Source organism: Microcoleus sp. MON2_D5 (assembly GCF_036701905.1).
Classification (GTDB): domain Bacteria; phylum Cyanobacteriota; class Cyanobacteriia; order Cyanobacteriales; family Microcoleaceae; genus Microcoleus.
In genome coordinates this window covers 1-25,487 of the sequence record NZ_JAUBRM010000060.1, presented here as the reverse complement: position 1 = coordinate 25,487, position 25,487 = coordinate 1, and the positions used below count along the sequence as shown (strand labels likewise).

General features: G+C 49.3%; 15 protein-coding genes. 10 read left to right on the top strand and 5 right to left on the bottom strand.

All coding sequences use genetic code 11. From position 1 onward, the window contains the following. Positions 1–313: 313 nt before the first annotated feature. Positions 314–1,627, bottom strand: a complete 1,314-nt coding sequence (gene hisD, locus QUA47_RS21265) for a histidinol dehydrogenase (protein WP_333432212.1) — start codon at positions 1,625–1,627, stop codon at positions 314–316. An 895-nt stretch (positions 1,628–2,522) separates the two neighbouring features. Between hisD and rpsT the strand changes: the two genes are divergently transcribed. From rpsT to QUA47_RS21230, 7 genes are all read left to right on the top strand, one after another. Beyond that, positions 2,523–2,822 (top strand): 30S ribosomal protein S20, encoded by a 300-nt coding sequence (gene rpsT / locus QUA47_RS21260; protein WP_006632886.1) that lies wholly within the window; start codon positions 2,523–2,525, stop codon positions 2,820–2,822. Between the two features lie 224 nt (positions 2,823–3,046). Continuing rightward, complete coding sequence (locus QUA47_RS21255) at positions 3,047–3,826, top strand: TatD family hydrolase (RefSeq protein WP_190660454.1); 780 nt, start codon at positions 3,047–3,049, stop codon at positions 3,824–3,826. Next, the gene (locus QUA47_RS21250; RefSeq protein ID WP_333255262.1) at positions 3,795–3,977 is read left to right on the top strand and encodes a hypothetical protein; all 183 of its coding nucleotides are present in this window, start codon (positions 3,795–3,797) and stop codon (positions 3,975–3,977) included. The genes QUA47_RS21255 and QUA47_RS21250 overlap by 32 nt, the downstream gene beginning before the upstream one ends. Before the next feature lie 451 nt (positions 3,978–4,428). Further along, positions 4,429–7,815: a DNA-directed RNA polymerase subunit beta gene (gene rpoB / locus QUA47_RS21245; RefSeq protein ID WP_333041547.1), complete on the top strand. Its 3,387-nt coding sequence runs from the start codon at positions 4,429–4,431 to the stop codon at positions 7,813–7,815. 141 nt (positions 7,816–7,956) lie between these two features. After that, positions 7,957–9,048, top strand: coding sequence for an HNH endonuclease (locus QUA47_RS21240; RefSeq protein WP_333432211.1), 1,092 nt, complete (start codon positions 7,957–7,959; stop codon positions 9,046–9,048). Positions 9,049–9,132: 84 nt separating this feature from the next. Next, the gene (locus QUA47_RS21235; RefSeq protein ID WP_333217584.1) at positions 9,133–11,007 is read left to right on the top strand and encodes a DNA-directed RNA polymerase subunit gamma; all 1,875 of its coding nucleotides are present in this window, start codon (positions 9,133–9,135) and stop codon (positions 11,005–11,007) included. 466 nt (positions 11,008–11,473) lie between these two features. After that, positions 11,474–15,604 (top strand): DNA-directed RNA polymerase subunit beta'', encoded by a 4,131-nt coding sequence (locus QUA47_RS21230; RefSeq protein WP_333432210.1) that lies wholly within the window; start codon positions 11,474–11,476, stop codon positions 15,602–15,604. A gap of 310 nt (positions 15,605–15,914) precedes the next feature. Here QUA47_RS21230 and QUA47_RS21225 read toward each other — a convergent pair whose 3' ends face one another. After that, complete coding sequence (locus QUA47_RS21225) at positions 15,915–16,310, bottom strand: response regulator (RefSeq protein WP_006632892.1); 396 nt, start codon at positions 16,308–16,310, stop codon at positions 15,915–15,917. Between the two features lie 1,489 nt (positions 16,311–17,799). Here QUA47_RS21225 and QUA47_RS21220 point away from each other — a divergent pair. From QUA47_RS21220 to QUA47_RS21210, 3 genes are all read left to right on the top strand, one after another. Continuing rightward, on the top strand, positions 17,800–20,352 hold the full coding sequence (locus tag QUA47_RS21220) for a DNA topoisomerase (ATP-hydrolyzing) (RefSeq protein ID WP_333432209.1): 2,553 nt from the start codon (positions 17,800–17,802) through the stop codon (positions 20,350–20,352). Positions 20,353–20,597: 245 nt separating this feature from the next. Next, entirely contained in the window at positions 20,598–22,031 is a 1,434-nt protein-coding gene (locus tag QUA47_RS21215) for an ABC transporter ATP-binding protein (RefSeq protein ID WP_333432208.1), read from the top strand. 125 nt (positions 22,032–22,156) lie between these two features. Next, entirely contained in the window at positions 22,157–22,309 is a 153-nt protein-coding gene (locus tag QUA47_RS21210) for a chlorophyll A-B binding protein (protein WP_333288338.1), read from the top strand. Positions 22,310–22,523: 214 nt separating this feature from the next. Here the strand turns inward: QUA47_RS21210 and rpoD are convergent, their stop codons facing one another. The 3 genes from rpoD to QUA47_RS21195 form a co-directional block, all read right to left on the bottom strand. Next, positions 22,524–23,690, bottom strand: coding sequence for an RNA polymerase sigma factor RpoD (gene rpoD, locus QUA47_RS21205; RefSeq protein WP_333048311.1), 1,167 nt, complete (start codon positions 23,688–23,690; stop codon positions 22,524–22,526). Between the two features lie 685 nt (positions 23,691–24,375). Then, on the bottom strand, positions 24,376–24,540 hold the full coding sequence (locus QUA47_RS21200) for a hypothetical protein (protein WP_333432207.1): 165 nt from the start codon (positions 24,538–24,540) through the stop codon (positions 24,376–24,378). Positions 24,541–24,795: 255 nt separating this feature from the next. Further along, a complete protein-coding gene (locus QUA47_RS21195; RefSeq protein WP_333432206.1) occupies positions 24,796–24,957 on the bottom strand; it encodes a hypothetical protein in 162 nt (53 codons plus the stop codon). Positions 24,958–25,487 lie beyond the last annotated feature (530 nt).

The following is a 25,487-nucleotide window of genomic DNA, read 5'->3' as shown; positions in this document are numbered from 1 at the left end:
TCTGAGATATTTAGACTTTAAATATTTCGTTGATTCTCGCCTACTTTCCCCAATTTTCGCGCTTCCCACCAACATCATTATTACCTACCCAGAAACCCGGTTTCTTAACATAATTGCATCATTTAAGCAAGATATTTGAAGAAACCGGGTTTCTTAAGCCCGCAGTGCGTAAGTAGGTAGGTGCAAATAAACTGGACCGTTTGTCACAGAATGTAAAGCTACCATAATCGCAAGAGAATTGCTTCCTTTCATTGCATTTCACTCGCTTTTGACTACCTCTGTATTTTGCCGATCATCTACTTAAATCTACCCTCTAAAACTCACCCTCTCCCTCATTTTCAGTCCGCAGCCGCACTGAATCAGCGTGAGAAGGAAGCCCCTCTGCTTCCGCCAAAACATTAATCGCCCTACTCACCTTCTTAAGTGCAGCCGGCGAATATTGAATCAAACTCGAATGCTTCATAAAAGTTTCGACACCCAGCGGCGACGCATAGCGCGGAGCCCCAGAAGTCGGCAAAGTATGATTGGGGCCCGCCAAATAATCGCCCACAGCTTCCGGCGTCGAGCAGCCCAAGAAAATCGCCCCAGCGTGGCGAATTTGGTCGAGCAAAGCCCAGGGATCTGCAACTTGCAATTCCAAGTGTTCCGGGGCAAACTCGTTAGAGAGTTCCGCCGCCGCTTTGAGCGAGTCAACTACTACGACTAAACCGTAGTTGGCGATCGCCTTTTCTGTTAAAGTTCGGCGCGGGTGATTTGCCAACTGTCTGTCTACCTCAGCCACCACCTTCCTAGCCAGCACCGAATCCGCCGTCAGCAAAATTGCCGACGCCATCGAATCGTGCTCAGCTTGAGCCAACATATCCGCAGCCACGTGCACGGGATTCGCCGAACCATCAGCAATAATCAACACTTCCGACGGGCCAGCCAGAGAATCGATCCCCACAGTCCCGTAAACCAGTTTTTTAGCTAGGGTGACGTAAATATTCCCCGGCCCGGTAATTAAATCCACCTTCGGAATAGTTTCCGTACCGTAGGCCAAAGCCGCGATCGCCTGCGCCCCGCCTACCCGATAAATCTCATCAACTCCCGCTTCCTGAGCCGCTACCAGCACCGCAGGATTCATTTTCTTCTCCTGTCCGGGGGGAGTACACATCACCAGTCTCGGCACCTTAGCGACCTTCGCAGGAACCGCATTCATGATCACCGAGCTCGGATAGGACGCCTGACCCCCAGGAATGTAGATTCCCGCTCGATCGACCGGCGTGTAGCGCTTGCCCAAAACAATCTCGTCATCGCCAAACTGCACCCAAGACTTGGGTACGCGCTGTCGGTGAAACGCCTCTACCTGTTTGCAAGCCAGCCGGATGGCATTTAATAATTCTTTCGACACCTGCTGGTAAGCAGCATCCAGTTCGGCGCCGCTGACCCGTAAATCTTCCACATTTAGGGTCATGCGGTCAAATTCAGCAGTGTAGTGCAGCACAGCCTGATCGCCTCTGCGCCTTACAGCTTGCAGCACCTCCCGCACGGTGGCTTCTTTGTGAACGACAAGTTCGTCATGGGTGCGATCGCAGATCCGTCGCAGTTCAGCTTGTGCCTCAACCCACTGAGTAATGATTCGCAGCATGGAGATTAGGAATGCCGTCTATAACTTCACTAACATTTGCTTGACAATTGGGGATTTTTGTGGCGTTCTCCTAGAGAAGTAGGCCACCACCAGTCCACAAGCTTAAACCGCGAGAGTCGCGGCATTTTCCAAGGCTTCAGTGCAGCGTTTAAATCTCTGTCGAGGATTTTGCAACACTGAGGACAAGTCACAATCTTCTCTAGGAATTGCCCGCCAGAGAACCGGGTGCCCGGGGAGAGGGTTGGAACGCAGAAGGGGAGAGTGTCCGACCCCGATAATATCCGAGAGGGAGAGTGTTCGAGCGGAAGAATTTTGATTCTGCCTTCTACTTTCTACCTTCAGATCCGTGCTGTCTTCTACCTTCTACCTTCTACCTTCAGCTTTTTACCTTCTACCTTCGGTAAGTGCTTCTTGCCGAAGCCCAAATAACCCGTATTCTTTGTTATAGCTTAACTTGGATTTTTCAGAGAATTGGATTTTAAGCAGAATAGGTGCTATATTAGTTTTTCCAACACCTGATAATTTTTTTATAAAAAAACGCCAAATTATTGTATACTTGAAAATTGCGCGCAAGAAACCGTGACTTTAACTCGTGACGGTGGAAACACCGCAAAACGCCTCTGTAACAACCATGTCCTACCTTATGGGTATTGCCAGGGGTAAAAAACAGGCAGTTAAATGAGTCAATAAAAAATTATTGCGCGGGCGTCGCCAAAAAGTAGCCACAGACTCAGCTCAATCTGAGCTAATGGAAAGTTGGCTGTCTCACTCCGCCTTTAAAAATCAAGCTTTTTGCGGATCGATCCCGAAAAGGTTGTCCTTCAAAATCCCCGTGTCTTGGGACTCTCTTGAGACTAGGGTGTATCAATGAATACCTACTTCCAGCAACTGAACTATGGCAAATATTAAGTCCGCCGTCAAACGAGTCAAAATCGCCGAACGTAACCGCTTGTACAACAAATCTTACAAGTCAGCGGTCAAAACTTTGATGAAGAAGTATTTCGCTGCCGTAGACAAGTACGCCGCAGCTCCCAGCCCGGAATTAATGCAAGAAGTCCAGCAGCGAATGTCTGAGGCCTACAGCAAAATTGACAAAGCTGTCAAAAAAGGTGTACTCCACCGCAACAACGGCGCTCGCAAAAAGTCCCGCTTGGCAAGAACCCTCAAGCCGCACGAAGTATCGGTAGCATCTTAAGGAAGCAGAAAGTTCGGCAACGAAGCAGTGTACAAGATTGAAGGGATGGATGTTGAGGGAAGAAGTCAAGGGTGAAGAAGTCAAGCGTGAAGAAGGAAGAAGAAAGAAAGAAGACGGAAGATTTTTCCCACACACTCTCGGCCACTCCCACTCCCAGACTCTCTCACTCCCCCTCGCCCTATCCCACCAGGACTCTCCCGTATCACCTCTAATCTGCTTCCCCCATGCAGCTCATCGACACTCACGTTCATATCAACTTTGAGACCTACAAATCTGAGTTAGAAGCCATTCGAGAACGCTGGCGCGAAGCTGGTGTAGTTCGGCTGGTTCATTCTTGTGTAGAGCCAGAAGAATTTGCCGGCATTCAAGCAATCGCCAATCAGTTTGCAGAAGTCTCGTTTGCGGTTGGACTCCACCCCCTAGATGCCGAGAAGTGGACAGACGAGACTGCGAGCCAGATAAGGGAATTAGCGAATTCGGACTCTAGGGTAGTGGCGATCGGCGAAACCGGACTGGACTTTTATAAAGCTGACGATCGAGAACACCAGTTTAAAGTGTTTGAGGCACAGCTTGAAATCGCCCAGGAACTTGACAAACCAGTCATTATCCACTGTCGCGACGCCGCCGCCCCAATGGCCGAAATGCTGAGGAACTTTTGGCAGACTCGCGGGCCAGTGCGCGGGGTCATGCACTGCTGGGGAGGCACACCCGAAGAAACCCAGTGGTTTTTAGACCTAGGTTTCTACATCAGTTTTAGCGGAACAGTCACCTTTAAAAAAGCCTTGCAAATACAAGAATCAGCTTGTATGGTAAATAGCGATCGCATCCTAGTCGAGACAGATTGCCCTTTTCTCGCCCCCGTACCCCAGCGGGGAAAACGCAACGAACCAGCCTACGTCTACTACGTAGCCGAGCAAGTTGCTAAATTGAGAGGAGTTTCTCTCTTAACTTTGTCCCAGCAGACAACCGAAAATGCCTGTCAGCTATTCGGCTTTTCAGTTTAGTTATAGCAGAACAGAGAAACGAGGAAAACAAGTCGATTTAGGAGCCAGCGATCGGGACAATTTCATTTCTATCCTGCCGGAAAAACCGGATTCATCCTTTATTGGAGATTCTTTTGGCGTTGCCTGCTGCGATCGGATTTGCGTCCTATAATAAAAAGAACCGCCCGATCGGGCGTTGGCTTAGTATCCGCGACTGCGATGTCGCCCCGGAAATGCCAACACAACGCGAGTACGCTAACCTTCGGGATCGGCAAAAACTTCACGCAATACCTCAAACTTACACACTCAAACTTACACATCAGAAGAAACTTGGAACCTCAGCAATTTGGCAATAGCTGTCAAGTCAATTTTAGGAGTCAAAAGTGTAGGGAATTTACCCCGGGATACCACGATATCGGAGCTAAAAGCATCGGGATCGAAACTAAAATTCGCACAAAAATACTGCGAGCCACAAGCAAAAATAACCGTTGCAGCAGTTGGCAGGCGATCGAAAACATCATATAAATTCTCTCACACAATCAATCAAAAAAACGCAACAAGGTAAAAAAGCCCAGCCTTGGCGCCATGTAAAAAGCTAGAGCCACTGCGGAAAAAGGACCCCCATGACCACTAAAGATTACACAGAATTCGCCTTCACCTTGCCCGATTTGATCGAAATCCAGCGGGCAAGTTTTCGCTGGTTCCTAGAAGCCGGGCTGATCGAAGAACTCGACAGCTTCTCCCCGATTACAGACTACACGGGGAAGCTGGAACTCCACTTCATGGGCAAAGACTTCAAACTCAAGCGCCCGAAATACGACGTGGACGAAGCCAAGCGCAGGGACAGCACCTACTCGGTGCAAATGTATGTACCCACCCGCCTGATTAACAAAGAAACAGGGGAAATCAAAGAACAAGAAGTCTTCATCGGCGACTTGCCCTTGATGACCGAGCGCGGCACTTTCATCATCAACGGCGCGGAACGGGTGATAGTCAACCAAATCGTGCGTTCCCCAGGCGTCTACTACAAATCGGAAACCGACAAAAACGGTCGCCGTTCCTACAACGCCTCCCTGATCCCCAACCGAGGCGCTTGGCTGAAATTTGAAACAGACAAAAACGATTTAGTCTGGGTCAGAATCGACAAAACCCGCAAACTATCGGCTCAGGTGCTGCTCAAAGCCCTCGGACTCACAGACGGCGAAATCTACGACTCCCTGCGCCACCCGGAATACTTCCAAAAAACGATCGAGAAAGAAGGACAATTCGGCGAAGAAGAAGCTTTGATGGAGCTCTACCGCAAACTCCGTCCAGGGGAACCCCCCACCGTGGCGGGCGGCGAACAGCTCCTCAACTCGCGCTTTTTCGACCCCAAACGCTACGATTTGGGTCGAGTCGGCCGCTACAAACTCAACAAAAAATTGCGCTTGACAGTCCCGGATACGATGCGGGTGCTGACATCGCAAGATATCTTGACAGCGATCGACTACTTAATTAACCTCGAATTCGACATCGGCTCCACCGACGACATCGACCACTTAGGCAACCGTCGCGTCCGCAGTGTTGGAGAACTGCTGCAAAACCAAGTCCGCGTCGGTCTCAACCGCTTAGAACGGATTATCCGCGAACGGATGACCGTTTCGGATGCCGACTCCCTGAGCCCCGCTTCTCTGGTCAACCCCAAACCGCTGGTAGCAGCAATTAAGGAATTCTTCGGTTCCTCCCAGCTATCGCAGTTCATGGATCAAACCAACCCTTTGGCAGAACTGACGCACAAACGTCGGCTTTCCGCCTTGGGCCCAGGAGGTCTGACTCGGGAACGCGCCGGGTTTGCAGTGCGGGACATTCACCCATCCCACTACGGCCGGATTTGCCCGATCGAAACACCAGAAGGCCCCAACGCCGGTCTGATCGGTTCCTTGGCAACCCACGCCCGCGTCAACCCCTACGGCTTCATTGAAACTCCTTTTTATCCAGTAGAAAAAGGACGGGTGCTGCGCGACAAAGCCCCCGTTTACATGACAGCCGACGAAGAAGACGATTTGCGCGTCGCCCCCGGAGACATCAGTCTCGACGAAAACAACAACCTCTTGGGCGAAACCGTAGCCGTCCGCTACCGCCAAGAATTTACTACCACCACGCCGATGCAGGTGGACTACATGGCGATTTCGCCCGTGCAAATCGTCTCCGTCGCGACATCGCTGATTCCGTTCTTGGAACACGACGACGCCAACCGAGCTTTGATGGGATCGAATATGCAGCGGCAAGCTGTGCCGCTACTGAAACCAGAACGGCCCCTCGTCGGTACGGGCTTGGAAGCTCAGGCTGCCCGAGATTCCGGGATGGTTGTGGTTTCCCGGATCGACGGCGAGGTGATTTACATCGACGCTACCCGGATTATTGTCAAACCCCTGGCTGTAGATGCCGAATCGAATTCCAGCGAAGAACATTTCCTGATTAAGGAATACGACGATCTCAAAGTCAAACAGCCCTCGGTTTGGAAGCAAAAATATGCTGGCTGCATCGAACACGAACTGCAAAAATATCAGCGCTCTAACCAAGATACTTGTTTAAACCAGCGTCCGCTGATTTATGAGGGCGATCGAGTCGTAGCAGGTCAAGTGCTCGCCGACGGTTCCTCCACAGAAGGGGCCGAACTCGCTCTGGGTCACAATATCCTCGTAGCTTATATGCCTTGGGAAGGCTACAACTACGAAGACGCGATGCTAATTAGCGAGCGTTTGGTGTACGAAGATGTCTACACTTCGATCCACATTGAAAAATACGAAATCGAAGCCCGCCAAACCAAACTCGGTCCCGAAGAAATCACCCGCGAAATTCCTAACGTCGGCGAAGACGCGCTGCGCCAGCTAGACGAACAGGGCATTATCCGCAAAGGTGCTTGGGTAGAAGCCAGCGACATCCTAGTCGGCAAAGTCACCCCCAAGGGCGAATCCGACCAACCGCCGGAAGAAAAACTGCTGAGGGCAATCTTCGGCGAAAAAGCCCGCGACGTGCGCGACAATTCCCTCCGCGTCCCTAACGGCGAAAAAGGCCGCGTGGTGGACGTGCGGGTGTTTACCCGCGAACAGGGCGACGAACTGCCCCCCGGCGCCAACATGGTCGTCCGCGTCTACGTAGCTCAAAAGCGGAAAATTCAAGTCGGCGACAAAATGGCCGGCCGTCACGGGAATAAGGGTATTGTGTCCCGGATTCTGCCGATGGAGGATATGCCTTATTTGCCCGACGGGACTCCGGTTGACATAGTGCTCAATCCCTTGGGCGTACCGTCGCGGATGAACGTAGGTCAGATTTTTGAGTGCTTGCTGGGATGGGCGGGCGAAAATCTGTCCATGCGCTTCAAGATGGTGCCTTTTGATGAAATGCACGGCGCTGAAAAGTCGCGGGAAACCGTGCACGGCAAGCTGCAGGAAGCCCGCGAAAAAACCGGCAAGCCTTGGGTGTTTAACGAAAAGCACCCCGGCAAGACTATTGTCTACGATGGCCGAACTGGGGAACCGTTCGATCGCCCCATCACAGTTGGCATCGCCTATATGCTGAAGCTGGTGCACTTGGTAGACGATAAGATCCACGCCCGCAGCACAGGCCCTTACTCGCTGGTAACGCAGCAGCCTTTGGGCGGCAAAGCGCAGCAGGGGGGTCAGCGGTTCGGAGAAATGGAAGTCTGGGCTCTGGAAGCGTTCGGCGCAGCTTATACTTTACAAGAGTTGCTGACTGTGAAGTCGGACGATATGCAGGGACGGAATGAAGCGCTGAATGCGATCGTCAAAGGCAAAGCTATTCCGCGCCCCGGTACGCCGGAATCTTTCAAGGTGCTGATGCGGGAGTTGCAGTCTTTGTGCTTGGATATTGCTGTGCACAAGGTGAATACGTCCGACGAGGGCAGCGAACACGTTGAGGTGGATTTGATGGCGGATGCTGGGGGCAAGCGATCGCCCTCCCGGCCTACTTACGAATCGCTTTCTCGTGACGAACTTGACGAGGATTAGGCATTAAAGATTAAAGATTAAAGATTTTTTGACCGGATTCAATTCTTTAATCTTTAATCGACAATCTCAAATTAAAATGCCTCAGCAGTGGTACGAACACTGGTGAGGCGAATCAACGCTCTTAAGAGGAGAGACGCTGACATGACTATTGTAACAGTTGTCCCAGGAATAGAAGGAAAATTTGACCGGGCGACAGGCTGTATTAACTGGCAAGGGAGCAAGCTGAAAAATGGTTACGGGCGCAAGTGGATCGAGGGCAAAACGGTATTAGTCCACCGATTAGTGCTCGCATCAAAAATACCAGGATTTCTAGATTCCGGTTATTTTGCGTGCCACATCTGCGACAATCCAAGCTGCATCAACCCAGCACATCTCGTAGCTGGAACTGCGGCTGAGAATACGCAGCAGATGATGGGGCGCGAGCGCAAAACTCCCAGACGCAAAAGTATTCCGGGTATTGGCCAACTCTCGATCGAACAACTGCAGGAAATTCAGCGTAAATATTTAGCTGGAACCATCAAAAGCCACCTAATAAAAGAGTATGGCGTACAGTATGACACTATTACTAAGATACTTCAGGCAAAAATTCCCCATAACTTCACTACAGTTCCCCCCGGTTTTGTAGGAGAAATTCAAGACAGCGGCTGCATAATTTTTCAAGGTGCAAAGGATGGTCAAGGTGGTTATGGCAGGTACTTTAAAAATGGGAAATCCCAATCAGTTACTCGTGCTGTTTTAGCAGAGAAATTAGGATGTGAAGTTCCGACTTCGATGGATGCTTGTCATACCTGCGATAATCCCAGTTGTATTAATCCAGAACATCTTTGGGGTGGAACTCGCACTCAAAATTTATTAGATGCTTCTAAGAAAGGACGCACTCAAGGCAAAAGTCATCCCCTTTCCAATGCCAAATTAGACTGGGAAAAGGTGCGAGAAATTAGGCAAAAACTAGCAGCAGGTGAGAGAGTGAAGGATGTAGCTCAGGAATACAGTGTTGGTCGCAAAACCATACACGATATTAAGTATCACGTCACTTGGAAGGAAGCAGGCGAAGAGGTTCCAGTTCCTCGCATGGGTGGGTATCTCGATCGCAAATTGACTTTAGAGCAAGCTCTTGAGGTACGAAAAAGAATTAGAGGTAGAAAATCAATCTCTAAAATCGCTGATGACTTTGGAGTCTCGTCAAGTGTCATCTCGGATATTAAAAACCACGTCACATATAGAGGAGTATAACATTGATTTAAGCCGTGAAACAAGCAACCAAAAAAAATAAACAACCACAAATAATCGACTGTAAATTATTAATTGGAGTCAAGAATGGCTAAAATAGAACAACGCTTTGATTACGTCAAGATTGGGTTAGCTTCACCAGAAAGAATTCGACAGTGGGGAGAGAGAACTTTACCCAACGGTCAGATTACTGGAGAGGTGACAAAACCGGAGACCATAAATTATCGCACGTTAAAACCTGAAATGGATGGCTTGTTTTGCGAGCGCATTTTTGGGCCTGCAAAAGATTGGGAATGTCATTGTGGCAAGTACAAACGAGTTCGCCATAGAGGCATTGTTTGCGAGAGATGCGGTGTTGAAGTCACTGAATCTCGCGTCCGCCGTCACCGGATGGGATTTATCAAATTAGCAGCTCCAGTAGCTCACGTTTGGTATCTCAAAGGCATCCCGAGTTACATGGCAATTCTGTTAGATATGCCGCTCCGAGATGTCGAACAAATAGTTTATTTCAATGCCTATGTTGTTCTCAACCCCGGTAATGCCGAAAAACTGCAATACAAGCAATTGCTAACCGAAGATGCTTGGCTGGAAATAGAAGACGAACTTTACAGCGAAGATTCCACGCTGACGGGCGTAGAAGTGGGGATTGGTGCTGAAGCTTTGCAAGTTTTGCTGCAAAACATTCCGCTAGAAAGCGAAGCGGAAAAGTTGCGGGAAGATATTGCTAATGCTAAAGGTCAAAAACGGGCGAAGTTAATTAAACGTTTGCGGGTAATTGACAACTTCATCGCTACGGGATCTCAACCCGATTGGATGGTGCTCAATGTGATTCCGGTGATTCCCCCCGACTTGCGGCCGATGGTACAGCTAGACGGCGGGCGTTTTGCAACGAGCGACCTCAACGACCTCTACCGGAGAGTCATCAACCGCAACAACCGCTTGGCGAGACTCCAAGAAATTCTGGCACCGGAGATTATCATCCGCAACGAAAAGCGGATGCTGCAAGAAGCTGTGGATGCGCTGATTGACAACGGTCGCCGGGGCCGGACAGTGGTGGGGGCAAACAACCGCCCGCTGAAGTCGCTGTCGGACATCATTGAAGGGAAACAAGGTCGCTTCCGGCAAAACTTGCTGGGGAAACGGGTTGACTACTCCGGGCGTTCGGTGATTGTGGTGGGGCCGAAACTGAAAATTCATCAGTGCGGTTTGCCGAGGGAAATGGCGATCGAGCTTTTCCAGCCTTTCGTCATCCACCGCTTGATCCGCCAAGGATTGGTCAACAACATCAAAGCTGCCAAAAAACTGATCCAGCGCAACGATCCCAGTGTTTGGGACGTGCTTCAGGAGGTGATTGAAGGACACCCGGTAATGCTAAACCGGGCGCCGACCCTCCACCGTTTGGGGATTCAAGCCTTTGAGCCGATTTTGGTGGACGGGAGGGCAATTCAGCTTCACCCGCTAGTCTGTCCGGCTTTTAACGCTGACTTTGACGGCGACCAAATGGCAGTGCACGTGCCTTTGTCTCTGGAATCTCAGGCGGAAGCGCGCTTGCTGATGCTGGCTTCTAACAACATTATGTCGCCGGCAACCGGAAGACCGATCGTTACTCCTTCTCAAGATATGGTGCTCGGTTGCTATTACTTGACAGCCGAAAATCCTGACGCTCAAAAAGGAGCCGGTCACTATTTCTCCAACCTTACCGACGCGGTTGTAGCTTACGAACAAGGAATCGTTGACTTGCACTCTTATGTGTGGGTGAGGTTTCAAGGCGCCATAGAAAACGCAGAACCCGAGGGAGAACCGCTGAAGGTGGAACGCTCTACCGACGGTATAGTGACGAAAGAATACAAGTTCCGCCGGGTTCGGGAAGACGGAGAGGGCAAGGTGATCAATCAATTCATTCGCACTACTCCGGGCAGGATTATCTATCACCAAACGATCGAATCGGTAATTAACAATTAGAAATTGGGAATGGGTAAGAGGTAATGGGTAACAGGTAATGGGTAACAGGTAATGGGTAATAAATCGCTAATAATTGCTACCAAATAATAGCGATTGAAGACGGAAAAATTACCCATTACTACTTACCAATACTTCGGCTACGCGGTTCCCGATCGAAGTCGAAGGGGAGTAAAACTTACTCATTACCAATTAAGTAGGTAGGTGCAAGTAAAGTTTATTGTGGGAAGGGCAGGTGAGTGCATTTATCTCCTAGCTTAGCTCTATTCCTTATACGCTAAACCCACCCCTACAAAATGCTTGTTGTTTTTTCCCGCCACTCTACTTATCAATTACCAATTACCACTTACCAATTACCAATACTTCGGCTACGCGGTTCCTCCATCCTTCGGATTCGCTCAGGGGAACCGAAGTCGAAGGCCAGTAAAAGTTACCAATTACCAATTACCAATTACCACTACTCAGAAAAATGACAGAAAATAAGGAAATTGTTTTTCGCAATCGAGTTGTTGACAAAGGTCAGCTCAAAAAATTAATCTCTTGGTCTTTCATGCACTACGGAACGGCCCGTACAGCGCAAATGGCCGATAAACTCAAAGACTTGGGTTTCCGCTTTGCGACACGAGCGGGAGTTTCGATTAGCGTAGACGATTTGCAAGTGCCCCCGTCAAAACGATCGCTCCTCGATGCCGCCGAAGAAGAAATCCGCATCACCGAACAAAAATACACCAGAGGCGAAATCACCGAAGTCGAACGCTTCCAAAAAGTAATCGATACCTGGAACAGCACCTCAGAAGACCTCAAAGACGAAGTAGTCAAAAACTTCCGAGCCACAGACCCCCTAAACTCGGTCTACATGATGGCATTCTCCGGGGCGCGGGGAAACATTTCTCAAGTGCGGCAGCTAGTCGGAATGCGCGGATTGATGGCTGACCCGCAAGGCGAAATCATCGACTTGCCAATTAAAACCAACTTCCGCGAAGGACTCACCGTCACCGAATACATCATCTCTTCCTACGGCGCGCGCAAAGGCTTGGTAGATACAGCTTTGCGGACGGCAGACTCTGGCTATTTGACTCGCCGTTTGGTGGATGTGTCCCAAGACGTAATTGTGCGGGAAGTGGACTGCGGCACTCAGCGGGGAATTCGAGTACGGCCGATGACGGACGGAGCAACAGTGCTGATTCCCCTCAAGGACAGGCTGCTAGGGCGGGTGTTCGCCAAAGATGTGGTACACCCCAAAACCGGGGAAATCGTGTCTTACGGCAGCGAAAAAGCCGTCCGAAATCAGCCAATTACCGAGGAGTTGGCGACGGAAATTGGTAATTCTGGGGTGGCAGAGGTGTATTTACGATCGCCCCTGACTTGTGAATCTACCCGATCGGTTTGTCAGCACTGCTATGGCTGGAGTCTCGCCCACTTGAAAATGGTGGACATGGGAGAAGCGATCGGGATTATTGCAGCTCAGTCGATCGGGGAACCGGGAACCCAGCTCACCATGCGTACCTTCCACACCGGCGGCGTATTCACTGGAGAAGTCGCCAAACAAGAACGCGCACCCTTCCCCGGCGTAGTCAAATTCAAGAACTTGCGTACTCGCTCGTTCCGCACCAGACACGGCGAAGAAGCACTGGTGGCAGAAAACAACGGCAAACTTGTATTTGAGGGCGACGGATTTGAAGAAGGGAAATCCGGCGCCAAAAATCAAAAACTGAAAATCGAATTGGCGATCGTCCAGGGTTCTACTCTGATGGTCAAAGACGGACAGCGCGCCATTCCCGGTCAAGTTTTGGCGGAAGTGCCGATCGTCGGTCGCGCCGCCCGCAAAACCACTGAAAAAGTGACTACAGACGTGGCTTCCGACTTAGCCGGAGAAGCCAAATTTGCTGATTTGGTGCCTGAAGAAAAAACCGACCGCCAAGGGAACACAACCCGCACAGCCAGCAAAGGCGGACTGATTTGGATTCTTTCAGGAGAGGTCTACAACTTGCCCCCTGGTGCCGAACCTGCAGTGAAAAATGGCGATCGCATTCCGGCCGAAAGCGTAATTGCCGAAACCAAACTCATCTCTGAACACGGTGGCGTAGTCCGCATCGCTGACCCCAGAGAAATTGAAATTATCACCGCCCAAGTCCTGCTCGACCAAGCAGTCGTGCGGGCAGAAAGCGCAGGCGGCCGCGACCACTACACCATCGAAACATCTTCTAAGCAGCGGTTTTCTCTGAAGACGGCTCCCGGGAGCAAAGTCATCAACGGGGAAGTCGTCGCCGAACTGCTCGACGACAGCTACCGCACAGCTACAGGGGGCATTGTCAAGTACGGGGGGGTGGAAGTCCACAAGCGCGGCAAAGCTAAACTGGGCTACGAAGTCGTTAAAGGCGGGACTCTGCTCTGGATACCGGAAGAGTGCCACGAGGTAAATAAAGATATTTCATTGCTGCTGGTGGAAGATGGCCAGTACGTTGAGGCCGGTACTGAGGTGGTTAAGGATATTTTCTGCCAAACCAGCGGGGCAGTGGAAATCACTCAGAAAAATGACATCCTCCGGGAAATTGTGATCAAACCGGGCACACTCCATGTAGTTGACCGCCCGCCGCTAACATTTGGGGAAGGTCAAATCGTCAACGCCGGTGAAGAAATTTTCCCAGGCTTGGTTGCCGAAGAGTTGGGCTATGCGGAGTATATCGAAACTCCCGAGGGCCCGGCTTTGCTGCTGCGGCCTGTGGTGGAGTTTCCGGTGCCGGATAAGCCACCTGTGCCTTCTCAGACGGCGCTGAATGAGTCGATCTCTTTGAAAGCGGTGCAGCGACTTCCTTATAAGGATGGGGAGCGCGTCAAATCAGTCGAGGGATTGGAACTGCTGCGGACTCAGCTTATCTTGGAAATTGGTTCGGGAGCTCCGCAACTGGCGGCGGATATCGAGCTGCTGCCGGATGAGGAGGATGCTACGGCTTTTGGGGCGGACGGTTCGGGCCCGGCTTGGGGTTCGCCTGAAGACGCTAGTGCGTCGCAAGAGTTGGCGATGGCTGTGGCTGATGGGGGCGATCGAGTTTCAAAGACTTTCCGCTTGCAGTTAGTGATTTTGGAATCGCTGGTGATTCGGCGGGATGTGTCTGCAGATCCGACTCAGGGCAGCACTCACACGCGGCTGTTGGTCGAAGATGGGCAGTCGATCGCGCCCGGGGCAGTAGTCGCCCGCACCGAGATTCTCTGCAAAGAAGCGGGCATCGTTCGGGGCATCCGTGAGGGGCATGGCGAACCAGTGCGCCGACTGTTGGTGATGCGAGATGCGGATTCTATTTCGATCTCTGTGGCGGGTACGCCGGATGTGAGTCCGGGTCAACTGCTGGTGGCTGGTACCGAAATAGCTCCGGGGGTTGTTCTCGAAGAGTCCGGTCAAGTTGTGAAGGTTGTACCTGCGTCCGAGACAGAATCGGCGAAACTCTTGCTCAGGGTGGCTCGTCCTTACCGGGTTTCGGCCGGTGCTGTGCTGCACGTAGACGACGGCGACTTGGTGCAGCGGGGTGACAATTTGGTGATTCTGGTGTTTGAGCGGGCAAAGACTGGGGATATCATTCAGGGTTTGCCACGGATTGAGGAACTTCTTGAAGGGCGGAAGCCGAAGGAAGCTTGTATTTTAGCCAAGCGGCCGGGGACGGCTCGCGTGGTTACGGATGACGATGTTGTGGAACTTGCGGTGATTGAGGATGATGGCCGGATTGAGGAGTATCCTTTGTTGCCTGGTCAAAACCCGATCGTTTCCGACGGACAGCGCGTAGGCGTCGCCGAAGCTTTGACCGATGGGCCCGCCAATCCTCACGAAATTCTGGAGGTGTTCTTCCACGTGCTCAAGGAGCGGCAGTCTACTTTTGAGGCTGCTTTGGAGAGTTTCCAACAGGTGCAGACGTTTTTGGTGAATGAGGTGCAGTCGGTTTATCAGTCTCAGGGCGTGGATATTTCTGATAAGCACATCGAGGTCATCGTCCGCCAGATGACCAACAAAGTCAGGATGGAAGATGGTGGCGATACTACTATGCTCCCGGGCGAGTTGGTAGAATTGCGGCAGGTTGAGCAGGTTAATGAGGCGATGTCAATTACTGGTGGAGCGCCGGCGGATTATACTCCGGTGTTGCTGGGGATTACTAAGGCTTCGCTGAATACTGATAGCTTTATTTCCGCTGCTTCGTTCCAGGAGACTACGCGGGTGTTGACTGAGGCTGCGATCGAAGGTAAGTCTGACTGGCTGCGGGGGCTGAAGGAAAATGTGATTATCGGCCGCCTGATTCCTGCGGGTACTGGGTTCAATGCCTATGAGGATGCTGGGGTCCAGGATGCGGGTTTTGATGGTGCTGTGTTTGATGACGACATCCACGATTTACAGGAGGATGTGGTACTTGATGACCGTACGGCGCGTCGTGCTTATACTATCGAGAGCGGTTTTGAGATCGGGCGCGGGTCTGATCTTGAGCCTGATGAGGATTTTGAGGAAGTTGAGGTTGATGAGGACGAGTTTGTCGCTGAGACTGATGATGATGCCTTGGGACCTGATGTTGACGATGATGATGATATCGGTTTTGACTTCGATGAGGACGAAGACTAATCATAGTTTTGAGCTTGCATGAATGAGTGAACAGCGTTGTGTTCGCTGAGGATAAGTTGGTTCCTCGCCACAACGCACACTCCGATTTCATGAGTTAAAAAAGCTCAAATTTTTTCTCACAAATTCCAAGTCCGAACTCATAGCATTGTGCTATGGGACATCGAAAGGAAGAAGGAAGAAGGAAGATTTAGAGTTCAAGAAAACCTTGTAATTCTAGAGTTTTAATTGTTTGTTGGTTTACACAAACAATTCTTTCTTCCTGCTTCCTTTTTCCTTCTTCCTTCTTATTCCTTCTGCATATATGGTTCACTCAATCAGGCAACAAAGCCTTGATTTGATTAACAAACTCTTGATGGTCTACCACAGGTTTAGAGATGTAACCGTCGGCACCGCTTTGATCTAGAAATGTTTCTTTATCACCAGCCATCGCGTGAGCAGTCACCAAAATAATCGGCAGCGAGGCCGTTTGCGGGTCAGCTTTAAGCAGTTGGGTAATCTTAATGCCGTCAACAGATTTGCCCTGGTACACGCTGCGCGAAAGAGACACATCCATTAAAATCAAATCAGCTTCGCCGTTGGCAGCAATCTGCATCACCTCTTCAACATTTTCCGTGTGCTTCACGGCTAAGCCCCCCCGCTTAGTCAGAATTTTGGAAAAAACCCGAGCATTAACCAAATCGTCCTCTACAATCAGAACGGTTTTCATAAATAAATATGGGAAGTATAGAAACTTTGTGACTTTAGTCCAAAGAGGAACACGACACGGGGACTACATTCCCCGTCAAAAATGCAGAGTTTTTAGCGCCATCAGCCGGGAACCCTGCAAAACCCGTATGTATATCCTTGAGCCACTAGCTGTGAGACGGTGTACAGATGCCTAGAAGCATCCAGTACCATCATTTAGACTACTACACACAGACAGTTTAGTTCTTTTTTATAACTCGACCTGACACTGCTGAGAGTCTCAAGATTCTCAGGTAGCAGGTTTCTAGTACAATCCAGGACGCATGGACGACGCCTCGCAACCGGGTTTTCGATCGTTTCGGCGGGCTATAACGAACTATTGCTATGAAAAAACCCGGTTTCTGACTACCCGTGCGTCCTGGACTATAGTATCCTCTCTTTCGGTCAAGCCTCCGGCTTCTACCATTTTAGATTTTAGATTTTAGATTTTAGATTTTAGATTTTAGATGGGAACTGATTGACTGGATATGGGTTTGGATCGCGGATCTAGAGTTGCATTATTTTTTAAACTGGTATTAGATTCGGGAATGTGTGATAATTATTTTCCTTCTTCCTCATTAGAATCAAGCCATGTTTATTCACATACTCCCGTCGCCACAGCATTCGGAGTAGCGAATCTAGCGGAGCTTGTTGGAGATTCCTAATTCTCAGTTTTAACCCCTCAAAACGGCTTAAAATATCGACGCTTCCGTTCATCAAGGGGATGTCAGACTAGGAGATATCGCCAGGAGAGCTTTTGACTGATGAATTCATCAATATCGGCATTTTTGACACTCTCAGCGAGTCACGGCCGCGCTCTATGGTTGAATAAGCCCAAAACTTGGACTTCACTCATAGTCAAGTCGTTTCTACAGGATCAGAACAAGTACCAGTACCAGAGGTATTCCACTTCCGCTTACTTTTCTTTTTTAATACTTTCGGAGTCCATCACCCTTGCCAAAATACGGTAAGCTCGATCTTCTACCATTGCTGCTCGATCCAGGCTACGGCTGTACCGAGACGAGCTCAATCTGAGGTTTCTCCTGAATAAAATATTTCTTCGTGTAGATGGTTATTCCTAATTGCAATTAAATTCTATCATAGATTGACGGGGACTCAAGTTCCTCGTGATGCTTTCCTAGGAAGAGCTACAGCCTCACTACGTTCTGAGTTTCTGGCATTCCGTGTTCTCCTGTGAATCAACCTTCTCACAGCAGAAGGTAAATAGACAGGTAGGCGCAAATGAAGGCAACATAGAGGTTAGGGTAAGAGTGGAGAGTAACAGGCAAGTGTTGCCCGTCTTCGGGACTCTGATTCTGCTTTCACAAGTTAAGGTTATTTTTATTCTTCAACTGGGCGGTTGGATCGAACTTTCGGTTCGCCTGCGGCAAAGGCTTTTAAATCGAGACAGGGAACCTCGGCATTATTGACAGAGGCTGTTTTCACTCAGGAATTAACGGACACAAGGACTCATGGCTAAACAACTCAACCTACTTTCCGGGCAAGTAATTTCTACGCCTCTGCACGCCGAGATGCAGCAATCGTACCTCGAATATGCCATGAGTGTGATCGTCGGGCGAGCTTTGCCTGATGTCCGCGACGGTTTAAAACCAGTTCACCGTCGAATTTTATATGCGATGCACGAACTCGGCCTGACGCCAGACCGACCTTACCGTAAGTGCGCCCGGGTAGTTGGAGATGTTTTGGGAAAATATCACCCCCACGGCGACCAATCGGTTTACGACGCTCTGGTACGCATGGTTCAGGAGTTTTCTAGCCGCTATCCTTTACTGGCGGGTCACGGCAATTTCGGTTCGGTGGACAATGATCCGGCGGCTGCTATGCGCTATACGGAAACGAGGCTAGCGCCGATCGCCCACGAAGCTATGCTAACCCAAGTCGGCGAGGCAACTGTTGATTTTACTGGTAACTTTGACAGTTCGCAGCAGGAACCGACGGCGCTGCCTGCTCAGTTGCCGTTTCTGTTACTCAACGGCTGTGCTGGCATTGCTGTGGGGATGGCAACTAATATCCCGCCGCACAATTTGGGGGAGGTGGTAGACGGTTTAATTGCTTTGATTGAAAACCCGGAACTATCGGACGAGAAGTTGATAGAACTGATTCCGGGCCCGGATTTTCCAACCGGAGGGGAAATCGTCGCTACAGAGGGCATTGTTGACGCCTACACTAAGGGTCGAGGCAGCATTGCGGTCAGGGGTGTGGCCGGGGTGGAAGAAGTGCCAGGTAATCGCAAGGTGCGTACTAAAACGGCGATCGTGGTGACGGAGTTTCCGTTTCAGGTAAATAAGGCGGCTTGGATTGAAAAGGTGGCGGAGTTGGTCAATGCTGGCCGCCTCGACGGTATTTCTGATTTGCGTGACGAGAGCGATCGCGAAGGCATTCGAGTGGTGATTGAACTCAAGCGGGAATTTTCCCCAGAAGGGGTTCTGGCTCGCCTTTACCAACAAACTGACCTGCAAACAAATTTTGGGGCGATTTTGCTGGCAATTGTCAACGGTCAACCGCGACAGTTAACGCTCAGACAATTGTTGCAGGAATTTCTGGATTTCCGGGAAGTGACTCTTACCCGCGGCTACAATTACGAGTTGCAGGCTGCGGAACGCCGCTGTCATATTGTCCAAGGCTTAATGTTGGCTTTGACAAATCTCGATACAGCGATCGACATTCTCAGAAATTCTCCTGACGGCTCTACTGCTAAGCAAACTTTGCAAGTTCGCCTCAATTTGAGCGAAAGTCAAGCTGATGCGATTTTAGCGATGCCTATGCGGAGGCTGACTGGTTTGGAAAGGCAAAATTTGCAGTCTGAGTTTGATGAGTTGATGGCTAATATTCAAGAATTGCAGCGGTTGTTGAGCGACAGGCGCGAACTTTTGAAGGCTTTAAAGAAGGAATTTCGCTCGCTCAAACGCAAGTACGCTGACCCCCGCCGCACTAAATTCGCCAATGGAACTGCACGCGCAGCAAACGCCGAACCACAATTTTCTGGTAAGAAAAATTCTGCTGTGAAGCAGTTGTCGCCGGCAACGATTCAGCCTAACTTATTGCCCGTTGTAGAGGCAGAGGAAACTATTGTTGAATTTTCGCACAAGCAGTACGTGCGACGCTTGCCGGCTGGGGAACGACCGCGCTCGAAAAGTCGCGAAAAATCGGTTTCAGCTTTAGAAAAAAATGAAGATTTTATTGTGACGGCAAATCTGACGAAAACCGATCGCACTTTGGTCGTCTTAACTCCTAACGGCAAAGCTTACCCGCTGAAAGTGGCCGATATTCCTAGTAGTAGCGCCAAAGACCGGGGAACGCCGATCGTTAGTTTGTTGTCGCCGAGTGCTACTAAAGAAAGTGCCGGTCGCGCTTTGTCGGAAATCACAGTGGCACACTTTATTTTGCCGGAAAATTCGGAAGCAGCAGATTTAGTAACTCTGACTCAGCAAGGGAAAATTAAGCGCTTGCCGATGCAGGAATTTGCTGATTTGACTAATCGTGGCGTTACAGTTGTTAAACTCAAGGAGGACGATCGGCTGCGCTGTGCGAGTCTGGCTAAAGTCGGGGAGCAAGTGGCGATCGCAACTTCAGGAGGCCGAGTCCTCCGGTTTGAGATTGATGATGAACAACTGCCGCCAATGGGCCGCGCGGCCCAGGGCTCTCAAGTAACCAGGTTGCGGAAGCAGGAAGAGTTGGTGGGTTGCATCACTCTCGACCCGAACGACAGTCTGGTGCTATTTTCCGAGTTGGGTTGGGCAAAACGAATGCCTGCAGGTTCTGTCAGACTTACTAACCGGGGCGAAATTGGCACTCAAGCTTTTCGTTTCTCAGAGCCTAAAGATGCTTTAGTTGGCTTGCTGCAGGCGGTTCCGGGTACGGATGTCAAACTTTTTACTAATTCAGGCCGTATGCTGCGATCGGCTATTGATGCTATAGCTTTTTGGGGGAAAGATGCTGCGGGCGATCGAGTTTTTGACCTCAATCCAGGTGAAAAAATTATCAAAGTTATCAGCAGTCAATAGTCATTGGGCATTGGGCATTGGGCATTGGGCATTGGGCATTGGGCATTGGGCATTGAGCATTGGGCATTGGGAATTAATCTGATTTCTGACCTCTTACTTGTGAATTCAACATCGATCCGTTAAATCATTTAAATCCCGTATACTGCTCGTTGCCGAACTTCCTCCTTCCTTGAATACCCCAATTACCAATGCCCCATGCCCCATACCCCATGCCCAATATAAAATCTAAAACCTAAAATTGTTTAATGGCGCAAGTTGTATTAGAAAATATCTACAAAAGTTTTCCGCTCCGCCAAGGAGAACAGGAAAAAGAAGGAAACACCGTCGCAGAAAGTGTCTCGCCTCTAGCCGATCGCTCTTCGTCTAACAGCGTTTTGCGGCGCATTAACTTAACGGTCGAAGACGGGGAATTCATGGTGTTGGTGGGGCCTTCTGGCTGCGGAAAAAGCACTTTGCTGCGATCGATCGCCGGTTTGGAAGTTTTGACTGCCGGCAATATTTGGGTTGGCGATCGGCTGGTTAACGATTTGCCTCCTAAAGACCGAAATATCGCTATGGTATTTCAAAATTATGCTCTCTATCCTCACTTAACAGTTTACGATAATCTCGCCTTTGGATTGCGCCGCTCGGAAAGGGAGAAAGAAGAAGGAAGAAGGAAGAGGGAAGAAGGAAGAGGGAAGAAGGAAGAAGGAAGAGGGAAGAAAGTAGAAGGGATAAGGGGGAAGATACAAGGAGAAGAAGGAAGCATCGCGAAGATAGAAAAAATTAGGAATAAGATAGAAGAAGTTATTAATGATTTAGCTTCTAATTATTTTAAAAATCCTCTAATTTACCCTTTGTTTGAAGATTTTTTAGGAGGAGCTACTCGCAAGTTGCCTCCGGGTTTGCGCTATTTGTCGGAACGGGAAAAGGCTGTAGGAAAACGAGTGCGAGAGGTAGCTGAATTATTGCAAATAGAATCTCTTTTAAATCGCTTGCCAAAACAACTTTCGGGAGGGCAAAAGCAGCGGGTAGCTTTGGGTAGGGCGATGGCTAGGAATCCTGAAGTTTTTTTGATGGACGAACCGCTATCTAATCTTGATGCGAAATTGAGGGCGGAAACTCGATCGCAAATTGTGCAGTTGCAGCGACAGTTGCGAACTACAACTATTTATGTGACTCACGACCAAACTGAGGCGATGACAATGGGCCATCGAATTGCTCTTATGAATAGAGGCCAGCTTCAGCAAGTAGCTCAACCTCTAGAGCTTTACAACAAGCCGGCTAATTTGTTTGTTGCTGAGTTTATCGGTTCTCCGCCGATGAATTTTTTGTCTGTGGAATTTAGTGCTCCACTGTTGATTTCTCACCCGCAATTTCGCTTTAGTTTACCCGATATTTGGGCAAAAAGTCTACAACAATATGACGGGCGAGGGCTAATTTTGGGAATTCGGCCGGAACATCTGAGTATTAACCCTCCGGCTACCAAAAATCTTTCGGTACAAGTGGAAATTGTAGAGGCTTTGGGACACGAAACTTATTTGGGGGTTTGTTTGACGGATGATCCGGCGGTGCGAATGCAAGTGCGGGTTCCTCCTGAGCGATCGATCCGAGTTGGCGAGGAGCTTTGGTTGGCCATCGCCCATGACAAAATTCACTTGTTCGACCCTGATACCGAGTTGGCTATTTTTCCTCGTTAGGTAAAATCATCAAGGTCGATCGACCGTTGTGACAGATATCACCAATCACAAGCTTGCATTTTTATCAAGGAATGTTATATTTATTTACATAAGCCTTACACAAGTTAACGAAAGGAGTTCGCACTATGCAAGAACAAAAACGCAACGCTTGGAACTGGGGCTTCAGCGAGGGAGCCGAAAATTGGAACGGTCGTTTGGCGATGATTGGTTTCTCTGCCGCTGTCATCATCGAATTGGTTTCTGGTGAAGGCCTGCTTCACTTTTGGGGCGTGATGTAATTTTCTAGTTAAGACTTTTGTGACACTGCAAAGCTTGGGAGTTCCGTAACGGACTCCCTAAATTTTGGCAGCAGGATTTGGGCAGCAAATAGCCACTTGCTCCGGGCAGTTAGCTGCCCAAAACTTAACAGCTATAGCTCAAACCGGGGCGGGGGGTCTCCCCCCCAAAAACAACAGTGCGAATCACTCTTTTGGGTGATGCTAGCAAATTACTCTAGCGGATATATTCTTTTAAGATGCTGTTGCGGTTGGGATGGCGCAACTTCCGCAGGGCTTTAGCCTCGATTTGGCGAATCCGCTCACGAGTGACGTTAAAGATTTGACCAATTTCCTCCAAGGTCTTCATCCGTCCATCATCTAAGCCGTAACGCAGCCGCAGTACATCCCGTTCTCGGGGGCTGAGAGTATCCAAAACGCTTTCCAAGTCTTCTCTGAGCAAGTTTTTGGAGACTTGATCTTCTGGTGTTTCCCCGTCTGATTCAATAAAATCTCCCAGACGTGAGTCTTCCTCTTTGCCGATCGGAGTTTCTAAAGAGATAGGCAACTGTGCGGACTTAGCAATGAACCGCAACTTCTCGATCGTCATCTCCATGCGGGTAGCAATTTCTTCTTCCGTAGGCTTGCGACCCATTTCCTGAGACAAGAGTTTGGTAGTTTTCTTGATCCGCGAAATGGTTTCGTAAAGGTGAACCGGCAGGCGGATAGTGCGCGATTGGTCGGCGATTGCCCGGGTGATGGCTTGACGTATCCACCAAGTTGCGTAGGTAGAAAACTTGTAGCCTTTTTCGTGATCGAATTTTTCAGCAGCCCGGATCAGACCCAAAGAGCCTTCCTGAATCAAATCTTGGAAAGACAAACCGCGATTCATGTATTTTTTGGCGATCGACACCACCAAACGCAGGTTTGATTGCACCATTTTTTCCTTTGCCCGACGGCCGACGTGGAGTCGGTGACGGAATGCAGGAAGTGCCATATCTACAGCATTTGCCCATTCGCTGTCTTTGGGTTCGCGGTTATACTCTTCGAGCAGTTGTTCTCGAACTCGCTCTAATTCCAGCAAATCTGCAATCTTGCGCGCTAGTTCAATCTCTTCGTCAGCTCGCAGCAGTCGAATCCGACCGATTTCTTGCAGGTAAAGACGAATAGAGTCTTCAGTATAATGCTTTTTCTTTGCCTGTGCCCGACGGCGGGCTTTGGCGCCTTTGCCAGATTTAGGGTCTTCCTCTGATTGAGAGTCTAAGAATTCTTCGCGATCGTCTTCTTCGTCGATAAAGAGTTCTAACTCGCTCTCAGGTAGAACGCTTTCGGCGCTCCGAAGCAACTCGATTGTTTCCATTTCCGGTGTAATTGTGGTTTCGAGTACGGTGTTAGCCTGGATCATGCCGTCTTCCTCATGCTCCTGAATTAAAGAATAAATAAGAGTGGAATAGTGTCTGTTTGTAGTTTAGACAAGTTAGCCAGTATTGACATTCCCGCAGGAAAAAATAGTGGGATTTTCGGTCTGCTAGCTGAATCTGTTACCGAAACTGCACCAGTTTTATGAGTCAAAGTTCGAGTTCGGGTTTGAAGCAGGCAGCGCATTCAATCGATCGCAGATTTTAACATGGCGACCTTAAATTGAGCTGGCGGCTTTTTCTTTCGGAGCGAGTTACCACATCATCTGCAATACCTGGCCCAGAGAAACAAACCATGAACTACGATCGAGCGCACTTCCAAAAATACTGGCTTTTTTACTCGGTACTTCGAGTTTTTACCCGTACAAGTTTTCCGGCACGGAACCCTCTAACTTTTGTATTCGAGGTGTCGAACTTTTGATTCGCCTTGCTTTACTCGGGTTGTCGGACATGACAGTTGCGCGGCAAATTTTCGCCACCTTGGATGTTGGTCTGCTGCCTCAAATGCAACAGCAGAGGGTTGAAGCACCAAACCGGGAGAATCGGATCTTGCAAAGACCTTCCCGATTGTAGCCTTTCTCACAAAAAATGGAAGTTGTTTTCCATTGTTGGTCAAGAACTAGGAAAACTCTGTCAGCTTAGCTTGACAATACTAACTTATGTCCGGCTCTGCTAAATCCTGAGAACGACCCGCAAAAACTTTGGCACGATCGAACGGCGCTGTTTTCTGCGTATATCTGGGTGAACGGCTGCGGCGTAGTTGGCCAGACAGTTAGCAGACAATTTTTGAGTTGCCCAAATTGGAACCAATACAATCCGTGTAGATACACCCATCATTACCCTGTTTCCCTGAATTGAATCATACGCAATCTGCGATTGAATAAAGCTCGTAGCTTTAGTTTTAAGTCGGCCACTCTGGATTAGAGACCGACTCTGACCCCCAATGAAGCGTTGCGGGTTGAGTAATGCAACAGGGGCTTTCATTGTTAAGTTAGCTCAAATCTCAGAAATTGGGTTTAATTTTGATGTTAAATCACATTAAGTTCTTAACGTCACATTCTTATTTAAGCAGTTCTACACGAGTTTGTCGCGTCAGTGGCCAAAACCACCCGGATAAATTCTACTGAGAGTTAACCCGCCGCGCAACTCTTGGCTGCGGATTTCTCTAATTTTTTTGGCTTTCGGTTCGCACTTGCGCGATCGCACGTACTCACAAACAACACAATTTGCCATCTCCCGGAAGTATAACTTCACGATTCCTTTAAATATATCGTGACAGTATGAAGATCCGATAAAGCCCCTCAATCAATTTTAGGTAGCATTCCCGAATTGTCTTGATAATTTTAAGCAGACGAAACAAAAGCCACAGCGGGCGTTGCTGCAACAGTCGGCCAACGATAACTCCGCTAGGGAAGAAAAATTTACCCAGTTAGCGATGTGCTTGCTATGGTTAGAGAAGGCCTAAACTCCAGGATACTTAAAGCAATCGAACGGTAGGACGTTGGTGCGATGCTCAAAATTTTGTTATTATTTACAGCGTGTCATCAGAAAGCACAGAGCCTTGCTTTATCCTCTACTCGGGTTTAAATTATGTGGCTTGACCTTTAGGGGATGAAGCTATCAAGAAAAATTTCAGATCCGTGTCTATATTGACAGCCCAACGAAGGTTTACTAGAAAGAATTCACCTTCTTGAGAGAAAGATTTAGGGCGTTGCTGAACTAAGGTATGATTTGTTCAAAGAGAAATTGGCAAAAACAATTAACTAAAAGTCAAAGCCTATGAA

Bases quoted from the DNA above. Each gene is read 5' to 3' on its own strand.
- QUA47_RS21200 (WP_333432207.1), bottom strand. From the start codon at position 24,540: ATGATGGGTGTATCTACACGGATTGTATTGGTTCCAATTTGGGCAACT.
- QUA47_RS21250 (WP_333255262.1), top strand. From the start codon at position 3,795: ATGCCTGTCAGCTATTCGGCTTTTCAGTTTAGTTATAGCAGAACAGAG.
- QUA47_RS21215 (WP_333432208.1), top strand. From the start codon at position 20,598: ATGGCGCAAGTTGTATTAGAAAATATCTACAAAAGTTTTCCGCTCCGC.
- rpoD (WP_333048311.1), bottom strand. From the start codon at position 23,690: ATGATCCAGGCTAACACCGTACTCGAAACCACAATTACACCGGAAATG.
- QUA47_RS21235 (WP_333217584.1), top strand. From the start codon at position 9,133: ATGGCTAAAATAGAACAACGCTTTGATTACGTCAAGATTGGGTTAGCT.
- hisD (WP_333432212.1), bottom strand. From the start codon at position 1,627: ATGCTGCGAATCATTACTCAGTGGGTTGAGGCACAAGCTGAACTGCGA.
- rpsT (WP_006632886.1), top strand. From the start codon at position 2,523: ATGGCAAATATTAAGTCCGCCGTCAAACGAGTCAAAATCGCCGAACGT.
- rpoB (WP_333041547.1), top strand. From the start codon at position 4,429: ATGACCACTAAAGATTACACAGAATTCGCCTTCACCTTGCCCGATTTG.
- QUA47_RS21240 (WP_333432211.1), top strand. From the start codon at position 7,957: ATGACTATTGTAACAGTTGTCCCAGGAATAGAAGGAAAATTTGACCGG.
- QUA47_RS21255 (WP_190660454.1), top strand. From the start codon at position 3,047: ATGCAGCTCATCGACACTCACGTTCATATCAACTTTGAGACCTACAAA.
- QUA47_RS21225 (WP_006632892.1), bottom strand. From the start codon at position 16,310: ATGAAAACCGTTCTGATTGTAGAGGACGATTTGGTTAATGCTCGGGTT.
- QUA47_RS21220 (WP_333432209.1), top strand. From the start codon at position 17,800: ATGGCTAAACAACTCAACCTACTTTCCGGGCAAGTAATTTCTACGCCT.
- QUA47_RS21210 (WP_333288338.1), top strand. From the start codon at position 22,157: ATGCAAGAACAAAAACGCAACGCTTGGAACTGGGGCTTCAGCGAGGGA.
- QUA47_RS21230 (WP_333432210.1), top strand. From the start codon at position 11,474: ATGACAGAAAATAAGGAAATTGTTTTTCGCAATCGAGTTGTTGACAAA.